Origin of the sequence: Vibrio pomeroyi (assembly GCF_024347595.1) — a bacterium.
Taxonomy (GTDB): domain Bacteria; phylum Pseudomonadota; class Gammaproteobacteria; order Enterobacterales; family Vibrionaceae; genus Vibrio; species Vibrio pomeroyi.
In genome coordinates this window covers 976,617-988,624 of record NZ_AP025506.1, presented here as the reverse complement: position 1 = coordinate 988,624, position 12,008 = coordinate 976,617, and the positions used below count along the sequence as shown (strand labels likewise).

Annotated in this window: 9 protein-coding genes and 1 pseudogene; 2 read left to right on the top strand and 8 right to left on the bottom strand. The window is 44.4% G+C overall.

Annotated elements, in window-relative coordinates; genetic code table 11:
* Positions 1-2 precede the first annotated feature (2 nt).
* Positions 3-551: a rhombosortase gene (gene rrtA / locus OCV12_RS04390; protein ID WP_261885431.1), complete on the top strand. Its 549-nt coding sequence runs from the start codon at positions 3-5 to the stop codon at positions 549-551.
* On the opposite strand, the gene OCV12_RS04385 is transcribed toward rrtA, so the two are convergent.
* The 8 genes and pseudogenes from OCV12_RS04385 to OCV12_RS24900 all read right to left on the bottom strand — a co-directional run.
* Positions 542-841, bottom strand: a complete 300-nt coding sequence (locus OCV12_RS04385) for a ComEA family DNA-binding protein (RefSeq protein ID WP_261885430.1) — start codon at positions 839-841, stop codon at positions 542-544. The two genes, rrtA and OCV12_RS04385, sit on opposite strands and share 10 nt — an antisense overlap.
* 223 nt (positions 842-1,064) lie before the next feature.
* On the bottom strand, positions 1,065-2,930 hold the full coding sequence (gene ppiD / locus OCV12_RS04380) for a peptidylprolyl isomerase (RefSeq protein ID WP_239847161.1): 1,866 nt from the start codon (positions 2,928-2,930) through the stop codon (positions 1,065-1,067).
* Between the two features lie 219 nt (positions 2,931-3,149).
* Positions 3,150-3,422 (bottom strand): HU family DNA-binding protein, encoded by a 273-nt coding sequence (locus tag OCV12_RS04375; RefSeq protein ID WP_004736083.1) that lies wholly within the window; start codon positions 3,420-3,422, stop codon positions 3,150-3,152.
* A gap of 191 nt (positions 3,423-3,613) precedes the next feature.
* A complete protein-coding gene (gene lon / locus OCV12_RS04370) occupies positions 3,614-5,965 on the bottom strand; it encodes an endopeptidase La (protein ID WP_017060619.1) in 2,352 nt (783 codons plus the stop codon).
* A gap of 132 nt (positions 5,966-6,097) precedes the next feature.
* On the bottom strand, positions 6,098-7,378 hold the full coding sequence (clpX, locus tag OCV12_RS04365) for an ATP-dependent protease ATP-binding subunit ClpX (RefSeq protein WP_009847283.1): 1,281 nt from the start codon (positions 7,376-7,378) through the stop codon (positions 6,098-6,100).
* 81 nt (positions 7,379-7,459) lie between these two features.
* Positions 7,460-8,086: an ATP-dependent Clp endopeptidase proteolytic subunit ClpP gene (clpP, locus tag OCV12_RS04360; RefSeq protein ID WP_004736080.1), complete on the bottom strand. Its 627-nt coding sequence runs from the start codon at positions 8,084-8,086 to the stop codon at positions 7,460-7,462.
* Between the two features lie 105 nt (positions 8,087-8,191).
* Positions 8,192-9,490, bottom strand: a complete 1,299-nt coding sequence (gene tig / locus OCV12_RS04355; protein ID WP_017631415.1) for a trigger factor — start codon at positions 9,488-9,490, stop codon at positions 8,192-8,194.
* A gap of 294 nt (positions 9,491-9,784) precedes the next feature.
* Positions 9,785-9,967: pseudogene (locus OCV12_RS24900) on the bottom strand (hypothetical protein); the annotation flags it as partial.
* Positions 9,968-10,129: 162 nt separating this feature from the next.
* Between OCV12_RS24900 and OCV12_RS04350 the strand changes: the two are divergent.
* Positions 10,130-11,923 (top strand): sensor histidine kinase, encoded by a 1,794-nt coding sequence (locus OCV12_RS04350; protein ID WP_261885429.1) that lies wholly within the window; start codon positions 10,130-10,132, stop codon positions 11,921-11,923.
* Positions 11,924-12,008 lie beyond the last annotated feature (85 nt).

Sequence of the window (12,008 nt, the reverse complement as noted above, 5' to 3'; positions counted from 1 at the left end):
ATGTGTACCCTGTTTTAATTTTCACTTCACTTTTATGCGTCTTATTCCAACTAGAGCCTGTGCAGGCTTGGGTAGTTTGGGATAACAGTGCGATTGCCGACGGGCAATGGTGGCGAATCCTAACAGGAAACTTTTCACATACCAACTACTCGCACCTTGTGATGAATTTAGCAGGCTTGTGGATCATCAGCTATCTGTTTCAACCGAGCAAAAAACAGCTTGTTGTTGCTTTACTTGTGATTAGTTTAGTCACGGGATTGGCGCTGCTGCTGTCGAGCATTCAAATTTATGTGGGTTTGTCGGGGACTTTGCATGGGCTGTTTGGCTTGTTCGCGCTCAGAGAAGCGTTAAACGGCAGAAAATCGAGTTGGCTGTTAGTGGCAGGACTAATAGCTAAGATAGCGTGGGAGCAGTTTGTCGGCCCTTCTAGTACGACTGGCGAGCTGATCAATGCTCGCGTTGCGATTGAAGCCCACCTAGCAGGAGCACTGACTGGAGGCTTCATGGCTATCGCTTCATTTGTAATGAATAAGAAAACCGATCAAAGCTGAATTCTTTCGCGGTTCTTTTCAACCGTTGCCTCACCTATCCCTTTCACGTTAACCAAGCTGTCTGCGGAGGAGAATTCTCCGTTTTTCTCTCTGTAATCGACGATCTCTTTCGCCTTCTTGTTACCCACACCTACCAATAATGCTGATAGCTCTTCTGCTGTCGCTGTGTTGATGTTTACCGTGATCTCAATGCCATCATATAGCTCAGCTTTAGTTGGGCTATCAGCAAACACTGCAGAGCTGAAGGTAACAAGAAGTGAAAGAAGTAATGTTGAATATATCGCGCGCATAAACCGTTCCTTTGTACAAAAAACGTAACTTATGCATTTGTAATGAGAGAGAACACAATCACCAGATAAAAATAAAGCGGGTCACCTAAGTGACCCGCTTTGTTATACATATTGTTTTCATCAGCTTGCTTGTTGGCTCACAAATCTCTTATCACCCAACCATCGCATGATGAATCTCGGTAGTCAGTCGCTAAACAGGCTTAACTACCAAGGTAATCGATGCTTACTGACCTTGACCTACTACGTAGTATTCAACGTCTGCGTTTTTGCGTAGTACGTTTAGTACGTTAGTCAGATCTTGCTGATTACCAACACGTTCCAACTGCGCACCAATTTGAGTGCTGTAAGCTGGATTAATTTCAGCTGTCACTTTAGAAAGCTCAACAACAACGATGTTACCGTCTTGGTCTTTCGATTGACCGAACACAGCTTGACCTTCTTCTGGTTTCGCTAGAGCGAATACAGAAGCTGCTAGTGGAGAGTTACGGTCAATAGTTTCAAGTTCAGTGAACTCAAGGTTATTGTCCGCAAGCACAGCTTCATTGCCAGCTTTAAGTTCGTTCACTAGAGAAACACCTAGCTCAACCGCTTGTTGCTCTGCTTGTACCGCAGACAGTGCAGCCACAACTTGATCTTTCACTTCAGCTAGAGGAAGAACAGTCTCGTCACGAGTCTCTTCTACACGAACAACAATCACGTGCTCAGGAGCTACTTCGATAACTTCAGAGTTTAGACCGTCTTCTTTCACTTCAGGGCTCAAGATAGCTTGCATTACTGCAGGCGTCATCAGAACTTCTGGCGCATCAGCTTGAGAGATGAAATCAGTCGTCGTAATTTTCGCATTAATCGCTTCAGCAGAATCATCTAGAGAATCTGGGAATTCAAACGCTACTTTTTCAAGTTCAGTTTGTTGCTCGTAGAACTGATCAACGGCATGTTGGTCTAGAAGCTCTGTCTTAATCTCTGCCGCTACTTCTGCGTAAGGCTGAGCTTGAGACGCTTTTAGTTCGTCTAGCTTGATGATGTGGTAGCCGAAATCAGATTTAACTAGGCCAGTCGTGTCACCAATATTCTCAAGAGCGAAAGCCGCGTCTTCGAATGCTGGGTCCATAACATCACGTTCGATCCAACCTAGGTCACCGCCAACGTCAGCACTGCCGAAGTCGTCAGATTTCTCTTCCGCTAGCGTAGCAAAATCAGCGCCTGCATTTAGTTCGTCTAGGATAGACTGAGCTTTCGCTTCGTCATCGCCTTGAACTAGGATGTGGCTAACTTTACGTTGCTCTTCAGTTGAGTACTTGTCTAGGTGCTCTTGGTAGTATTTCTGCGCTTCTTCATCGCTTACTTCAAGCTGAGACTTAAGTGCTTCAGCAGAAAGCTCAATGTAAGATACCTTCGCTTGCTCTGGACGAGTGTAAGCTGCAGGGTTCTCTTGGTAGTACTGTTCGATTTGTTCGTCAGTTAGCTCGATGCCTTTCGCAAGGTCAGCAACAGACAGTGTCACTGTACGAATGTCACGAGTTTGAGCAATCAGTTTGCTTTGCGTGTCGATTTCGCCTTGAAGAACAAATTCACTTCCTTGAAGTGCAGTCACAAGCTGGTTGCGCATTAGGTCACGACGCATGTATTCAGCGAAGCTCTCTGCGCTGAAACCTGCACGACGTAGTGCCGATTGGTAAACTTCTTGGTCGAATTGACCAGCCGTTTGGAACTGAGGCATTTCTAGAATCATGGTACGGATTTGAGAATCACTGATTCGTAGGCCTAGAGACTCTGCTTGCTGCTCAAGTAGAACGTCGTTGATCATGCGATCAAGGACTGATTTACGGAAAGACTCTACGTATGCAGGGTCTGCAAGCATTTGAGCAAAGTAATCACCAAGTTGAGATTGCATGCGATTACGTTCGTTTTGGTAAGCTTGTTCGAACTCACCACGAGCAATTTCTGTGTTGCCAACTTTAGCTGCTGCGTTGTTACCGCCACCGGTGATGTAGCTGCCTACACCTGCGAATACGAATGACAGGATAATCAACCCAAGGATAATTTTTACCGCGATGCTATTCACGCCTTCGCGTAATCGATCCATCATAATTTAAGTGCTCTCCGGATATGAAGCATTGGCTTCAAAATAAAAATCTATTCACGCGATATTATCAGAAAAAGAAATGCGCATCAGTAGGATGCGCATAATTTAAATAAGTTCAATGTGCTTTGCACACTTACTGTTTAAGAATGAAACATCATTTTTCAAACAGTAAACGCATTTTACAGCCTTCCCCTCGCAAAACTGAGGTTTCAGCCGTAGAAATTAGTTACATGCGTCTTTAAGTGCTTTACCCGCTTTGAAGCCAGGTACTTTAGCTTCTGCGATTTGGATCTCTTCACCAGTTTTTGGGTTACGACCTGTACGAGCAGCACGAGTACGAACACTGAAAGTACCAAAGCCAACAAGTGCAACTTGGTCGCCTGATTGTAGCGTTGTGCCAACTGCTTCGATGAAAGCGTCTAGAGCGCGACCAGCTGAAGCTTTAGAGATGTCTGCGTTTTCTGCGATTGATTCTACTAGTTGTGTTTTATTCACTGTTTTTCCCCTATGTGTCATCTGTGACTACTTCTCGATGACTGTACGTTCCATTTTGGTTTTAATTTAGCCGCAAGCCTTATTGCAAAAGGGCTGCCGCTTTAGTCAAATAACTTAGCGTCCAAAAAAAACGCTGACAAGCCTTTTCGAGCCTATCAGCGTAATTCTTTACTTATTTTTGCTATGCATCACTATTTTTTCACGTCAAACTCGACCCCTGACGGATCTCGTTCTAGCGCGACTTTCAGTACTTCATCAATCCATTGGACCGGGATCACCTTCAGGTCAGCGATTACGTTGTCTGGAATCTCTTCCAAATCACGCTCATTGTCCTTAGGAATCAGTACAGTTTTGATGCCGCCACGGTGTGCAGCAAGCAGTTTTTCTTTCAAGCCACCGATAGGTAAAACTTCACCACGAAGAGTAATTTCACCTGTCATACCGACCTCTGCTTTAACCGGGTTACCCGTTAAGCTAGAGACAAGTGCAGTACACATTGCGATACCCGCACTCGGGCCATCTTTCGGTGTAGCACCTTCTGGTACGTGAACGTGAATGTCGCGTTTTTCGTAGAAATCTGAGTTGATACCCAGTTTTTCAGCACGCGAACGAACCACAGTCATTGCCGCTTGAATCGATTCTTTCATCACGTCGCCAAGTGAGCCAGTTTGCGTTAGCTTACCTTTGCCCGGCATTGCTTCGGTCTCGATAGTCAGTAGATCACCACCCACTTGAGTCCACGCTAAGCCAGTTACTTGACCAATACGGTTGCTTTCATCCGCTTTACCGAAATCGTGACGTTGAACACCTAAGTACTCTTTTAGGTTATCAATGTTAACCGTTACAGACTTAAGGTCGCTGTCTAGCAAGATGTTCTTCACTGCTTTACGACAGATCTTAGAGATTTCACGCTCTAGGCTACGTACACCCGCTTCACGCGTGTAGTAACGAATAATGCCGATGATTGCAGAGTCTTCAATCTCAATTTCATGAGGCTTAAGACCGTTGCGTTGAACTTGCTTGTCCAGTAAGTGGCTCTTCGCAATGTTCAGCTTCTCATCTTCTGTGTAACCCGATAGACGAATCACTTCCATACGGTCCAGTAGAGGTCCAGGAATGTCCATCGAGTTCGATGTAGCCACGAACATAACATCTGACAGATCGTAATCTACTTCTAGGTAGTGATCGTTAAATGCGTTGTTTTGCTCTGGATCTAGTACTTCTAGAAGCGCTGAAGATGGGTCGCCACGCATATCAGAAGACATCTTATCGATCTCATCTAATAGGAACAGTGGGTTCTTAACACCAACTTTAGACATCTTCTGGATCAGTTTACCCGGAAGTGAACCGATGTACGTACGACGGTGACCACGAATCTCAGCTTCATCACGAACGCCACCAAGTGCCATACGTGTGTATTTACGACCCGTTGCCGCAGCAATCGAACGACCTAGCGAGGTTTTACCTACACCAGGAGGACCAACAAGACAAAGGATTGGACCTTTTAGCTTATTGATACGGTTTTGTACCGCCAAGTATTCAAGAATACGTTCTTTAACACGCTCTAAGCCGTAGTGATCTTCGTTTAAAATCTCTTCCGCTTTCGCTAGATTCTTTTTAACTTTTGAACGCTTAGCCCAAGGAACGCCCACCATCCAATCAATGTAGCTACGTACTACTGTTGCTTCAGCAGACATTGGCGACATCATTTTCAGTTTTTGCAGTTCTTGCTCGGTTTTTTCACGAGCTTCTTGAGGCATCTTAGAGTCTTCGATCTTCTTCTTCAGAGTCTCGAATTCATCAGGTGCGTCGTCCATCTCGCCAAGTTCTTTCTGAATCGCTTTCATTTGCTCATTCAGGTAGTACTCACGCTGAGATTTTTCCATCTGCTTCTTAACGCGGCCACGGATGCGTTTTTCAACTTGCAGGATGTCAATTTCTGACTCCATTTGGCCCATCAAGAATTCCAGACGTTCTGTCACATCTAAGATTTCTAGAACGTGCTGCTTGTCTACCAGTTTAAGTGGCATGTGTGCAGCAATCGTATCAGCAAGGCGAGCTGCCTCATCAATACCGTTCAGAGATGTTAGAACCTCTGGTGGAATCTTTTTGTTCAGCTTAATAAAGCCTTCGAATTGATTGATCGCGCTGCGAACAACCACTTCTTGTTCTTTTTCGTCAAGCTCTGAGGTTACAACGTATTCTGCGTCCGCTAAGAAAAACTCACTTTCTTTGAATTGATGAATTTTTGCACGCTGCTGACCTTCGACAAGCACTTTAACAGTACCATCAGGGAGCTTTAGTAACTGAAGAATGGTAGCGACAGTACCTACTTTAAATAGGTCGTCAATTGAAGGCTCATCAGTGTCCGCTTCTTTCTGCGCTACAAGTAGTACTTGTTTGTTAGCTTCCATTGCCGATTCAAGGCAAGTAATCGATTTTTCACGACCAACAAACAATGGAATAACCATGTGTGGGTAAACCACTACATCACGTAGAGGTAGCACGGGGATTTCGATACGCTCGGAACGTTCCAAGTTCATATATTTCTCTCTTCCGCTTTAACTTATAAAGCAGTATATGGGGCTTAAACGACTGGATTCAATGGAAGAATAAAAAAAAGGAGGTAATTGCTTACCTCCTTTTTCAATTTGAGTGACTTGTCTAAAAAAGACCTACTCTGCAACAGCTGCTTGGTTATCTGAGTTGCTGTAAATTAATAGTGGTTCTGACTCACCATTAATTACCGACTCATCAATCACAACCTTGCTTACATCAGTTGAAGATGGCAGTTCGTACATAGTTTCTAGTAGAACACCCTCCAAGATAGAACGTAGACCACGAGCGCCCGTTTTACGGTTCATTGCTTTCTTAGCAATGGCACGTAAAGCGTCTTCACGGAATTCTAGCTCTGTATCCTCAAGCTCAAATAATGCAGCGTACTGTTTTGTCAGTGCATTCTTTGGCTCACAAAGGATTTGGATTAGCGCTTCTTCATCAAGCTCTGTCAGTGTTGTTGTAACAGGTAGACGACCAATGAATTCTGGAATTAGACCATACTTCACTAGATCTTCAGGTTCTACTTGAGTGAACAATTCACCGATAGTTTTGGTTTCGTCTTTTGAACGCACTTCTGCGCCGAAGCCGATACCTGAACCTGTTTCTACACGTTGCTCAATCACTTTATCTAGGCCTGCAAATGCACCACCACAGATAAATAGGATCTTAGACGTGTCCACTTGCAAGAACTCTTGCTGTGGATGCTTACGACCACCTTGAGGTGGAACTGAAGCAACTGTACCTTCAACAAGTTTTAGTAGAGCTTGCTGTACACCTTCACCAGACACGTCACGCGTGATTGATGGGTTTTCAGCTTTACGAGAAATCTTGTCGATTTCATCGATGTAAACAATGCCGCGTTCCGCTTTCGCTACGTCGTAATCACATTTCTGAAGCAACTTCTGGATGATGTTTTCAACATCTTCGCCCACGTAACCGGCTTCGGTTAGTGTTGTTGCATCTGCCATTGTGAAAGGAACGTCTAGGAAACGAGCCAGTGTTTCAGCAAGTAGCGTTTTACCACTACCAGTAGGACCGATAAGAAGAATGTTACTCTTACCTAGCTCTACGCCTTCAGCCGTTGTATCACCATTGCGTAAACGCTTGTAGTGGTTGTATACCGCAACTGCTAGCACTTTTTTCGCGTATTCTTGACCGATTACATAGTCGTCAAGATGCTCACGAATCTCACGCGGCGTTGGCAGCGATTCCGATTCTTTCTTAGGAAGAACATCTTTAATTTCTTCACGAATAATGTCGTTACATAGATCGACACATTCATCACAAATGTAAACAGAAGGACCTGCGATTAACTTGCGAACTTCGTGTTGGCTTTTGCCACAGAAAGAGCAGTAAAGCAGTTTACCGCTACCACCCTCTTTGCTTTTATCTGTCATTCGCTAACCTCTTAGCCTTTACTCTCTATGCTTGAGTGTATATCAATTTGAATCACTTTGCGTTAAACAATTGCCCTGCAATTATTGGCCGCGGTGATTAAGAACTGAATCCACTAAGCCGTATTCTACTGCTTGATCAGCAGACATGAAATTGTCACGATCAGTATCACGCTCAACAACTTCTAGAGGCTGACCAGTGTGCTCTGCCAATAGTTTGTTTAGCTTTTGTTTGATCGTTAGGATCTCTTGCGCGTGAATTTGAATATCAGACGCTTGGCCTTGGAAGCCGCCAAGTGGCTGGTGAATCATTACACGTGAGTTTGGAAGCACGTGACGCTTACCTGGAGTACCACCCGCTAGTAAGAATGCACCCATAGAGCAAGCTTGACCCATACATACTGTGCTCACGTTTGGCTTGATGAACTGCATTGTGTCGTAGATAGACATGCCTGCTGTTACGCTACCGCCAGGTGAGTTGATGTAAAGATAGATATCTTTGTCTGGGTTTTCTGATTCCAAGAAAAGCAGTTGAGCCACGACAAGATTTGCCATGTGGTCTTCCACTTGACCTGTTAAGAAAATGATACGTTCTTTTAATAGACGAGAATAAATATCGTAAGAACGTTCACCACGGGAAGTCTGTTCAACCACCATAGGAACTAGTGCGTCCATAATCGATGGCATTGTATTTTTTTCTTGGTAGCTCATATTCTTATGTCCCTAAAATAAATGGCCCGAATGATTAAATCATACGGACCATTGTTAGCAGAATTGTTGACCGTACGTCAACCTTCTACGTCAGATATTACTATATTAAGCAGGTTGCTGATTCATTAGCTCGTTGAAGCTAACTTCTTTATCAGAAACTTGAGCTTTAGCGATGATTGCATCAATAGCTTGCTCTTCTAGAGCAACGTTGCGCATGTTGTTCATCATTTGCTCGTTTTGCTCGTAGTAAGCAATAACTTCTGTTGGATCTTCGTATGCTGTAGCCATCTCTTCGATGATAGCTTTAACTTTCTCGTCGTCAGCTTTTAGCTCTTCAGTCTTGATTACTTCACCAAGAAGAAGACCTACAACTACGCGACGTTTAGCTTGCTCTTCGAACAGCTCACGTGGAAGTTGGTCAGCAGCTTCAGTGTTGCCACCGAAACGTTGAGCAGCTTGTTGACGTAGCACACCGATTTCTTGATCGATAAGAGCAGAAGGTACGTCGATGTTGTTTTCGTTAACTAGACCGTCGATAGCTTGCTCTTTGATGCGGTTCTTAACAGCTTGCTTAAGCTCACGCTCCATGTTCTTACGAACTTCAGCTTTAAGACCTTCAACACCGTCAGCAGCGCCGAACTTAGAAACGAATTCTTCGTTTAGTTCTGGAAGTTCACGAGCTTCAACTTTGTTCAGCTTGATAGAGAACTTAGCTGCTTTACCTTTTAGGTTTTCAGCGTGGTAATCTTCTGGGAAGTTTACGTCGATTTCGAATTCCATACCTGCTGTTTTACCAACGATACCGTCTTCGAAGCCAGGGATCATGCGACCAGCACCCATCTCTAGTGGGAAGTTCTCAGCTTTACCGCCTTCGAACTCTTCACCGTCGATAGAACCAACGAAGTCGATAGTTGCACGAGAACCAGCGTCAGCTGCAGCTTCAACTTCAGTCCAAGTTGCTTGTTGCTTACGTAGAGTTTCGATCATCTCTTCAACGTCTGCGTCTTTAACTTCTACTGCTGGTTTCTCAACAGTGATGTTTTCTAGACCTTTCAGCTCAACTTCTGGGTAAACTTCAAAAGTTGCGTTGAATACTAGGTCAGCGCCTTCGTTGTTTTCAACTGGTGCGAAAGTTGGTGCGCCAGCTGGGTTGATTTTCTCTTTAACGATCGCTTCGATGAAGTGACGTTGCATTACTTCGCCCATCACGTCTTGACGTACTGCTTTGCCGTACATTTTAGCAACCATCTTCATTGGCACTTTGCCTTTACGGAAACCATCGAAACGACGGTTTTTCGCGATGTTGCGTAGTTCAGCTGTAACTGCATCTTCGATGTTAGCAGCAGGAACAGTAATATTAAGACGGCGCTCTAGGCCTTCTAGCGTTTCAACAGTAACTTGCATTATATAAACCTCAAAACTGGCTCAGTAATCTGAGCATATGAGCCGTAACTTAGCTTTAATTCAAAAGCCGACGTTGTTGGCTGCATCCTTGTGTAGTGCTCTATCCGAACACCTAATTTAAAATCGAGCATTGATGTCTGAATTGATTATTCAACCAAACACCAGACTAATCAGCGATATCTTCGTTCTTCACGCGTCAATTAAAACGCAACAAAGCTTGTTTTCAGAAACAAGAAAGGTATCTCCGATTAGCCTCAGGACAGAAATTTTAGACGCGACATTCTAGCGATCTGTTTAATCTCTGTCGAGCCGTTCACCTCTGCTTGATGATGAATGCTCTAAATTCGTCCAACTAAATGATACAAAAACGATCAAAACATCACTTAGCACAACAGAAATGGGGACAATAGCGACTTTTTCAAGGGAATCGAGGGCTTTTTTTCCTAAAAACCTTAAAAAGAGATCTTGCTCTTGTTTTACCCCTCAGAGTCGATAACTTTTTCAACAATCTCCGTTACAAAGCCTTAACCTAAACCTATCTACTGGCTCTCTATTTTCAGTAAAAACTACCGCTAATTACTGTGATGAATGAGAGAAAGCAGGCTTTGTATTGTTAGCCCGATTTAGCGGAGAACCACCATGTTTCAAGCTTTGAGAATTCGTATCCTGTTGTTGGTCACCTACAGCTTGCTGATGATCGTTGGCGGCCACTGGGTATGGAACACAAGCCATCAAAGTTTGTTAAATGATCATCAATCTAACTTAGACCGCTTTTCCGTCCACGTTGCCAGCCAATTGGACAAGTTCGCCCACATCCCAGAGCTGCTTTCAAAAGATAAAGAGCTGATCGATGCCCTACACTCACCAAGCAATTCTGCCCAGATAGAACTCACCAACCGCTATCTAGAGCACGTCAACACAGTAATTCAGGCATCCGACACCTATTTATTGGATAGCATCGGCACCACTATCGCAGCCAGTAACTGGAACCTAAAACACTCATTTGTCGGGCGTAATTTTGCGTTTCGTCCCTATTATCAACAAGCCATTCAAGGGCATGAAAAACAGTACTTTGCCTTGGGCTCAACCTCGGGCAAGCGCGGTTACTATTATTCTTACCCTGTTTCCTATGCCGCTGAAATCATTGGTGTAATTGTGGTAAAAATGGATTTGTCTTTGATTGAAGCGAGCTGGCAAGGCAAACAGAGCTTTTTTGTCGCTGATGATAAAGACCAGATTATTTTCATGTCGAGCAACCCCGAGTGGCTATTCAAGAGTCTTCAACCTCTGGATGCTGCACAGCAAACTCGTATTCGAGAAAATCAACAATACCTCGATACTCAAATTGAAAGCCTGCATTTCTCTGGCGACCTAGAAAGTGCCACCAGCAGTATTCGCTCCTCGCACCCGTTAGTTAAAGAGAAGTTTTTCACCTCTTCACGCTTTCTACCTGATCCTGGATTAACGGTCAGGGTCTTCTCTCCCACCCACTTGGTCTGGTGGGACTTGGTCGCCTATATGGTGGTACTGAGTTTGGTCTTTGCAATTATTTATCTGGTCATCCAACTTAATCTGCACCGTCAACACCGACGCGCTCAGATCGATAGGCTACAGTCAGAGGCTAACCAGAAACTAGAGTTTCAAGTTCTCGAAAGAACCTCTGAGCTACACGTTGAGATCAAGCAACGCATCGAAACCGAGCGCGTACTCAGACACACCCAAGACGAGCTCATCCAAGCGGCAAAATTGGCGGTATTAGGCCAAATGTCAGCAAGTATTAGTCATGAATTGAATAATCCACTCGCAGCGATTCGTAGTTATGCTGACAATGGCCGATTGTTTCTCGCCAAAGAGAAAACCGATCGTGTTGATGACAACTTATCGCGTATTTCAGCCCTTACCGACCGCATGGCGAAAATTAGTCACCAGCTTCGCTCCTTTGCTAAAAAGTCGACCGCGGAAGAGCTGCACATATTACAGATCCTCCCTGTATTGCATTCATCTCGGGAGTTGATGAAGCCACAACTCAAGAGTGAACGAGTTAAGACTAATGAACTACCTGAAACCTTTGACGCATGCGTGCTCGCTAATGCCATCCAGCTCGAACAAGTCATTATTAACCTGTTAACCAACGCAGTTCAGGCGATGGAAGGCCAAGACGACAAGCAGTTAGCTATCCTGTTAGAAGTTAAAGAAACGGATGAAGCCAACACGCTACTGATCCACGTCGATGATAACGGCCCCGGCTTTACTTCCTCTTCGAGCGGAAACTTTTTCGAACCCTTCCATACGACTAAGAAAAACGGTCTTGGATTAGGGCTATCAATCTCTCAACAGATAATCAGCGGGATTAACGGCAAACTCACGACAGGAACCAGCCCACAAGGCGGTGCTCGATTTAGCATTGAATTACCCGTTATTGAGCAACCGTAAGAACAAGAGCAAAGACAGCAAAGACAAAAAGAATAAAACCCAGTACACGAAGCAAAAATAACAGACTGAGATGAGTCCGTTCAAA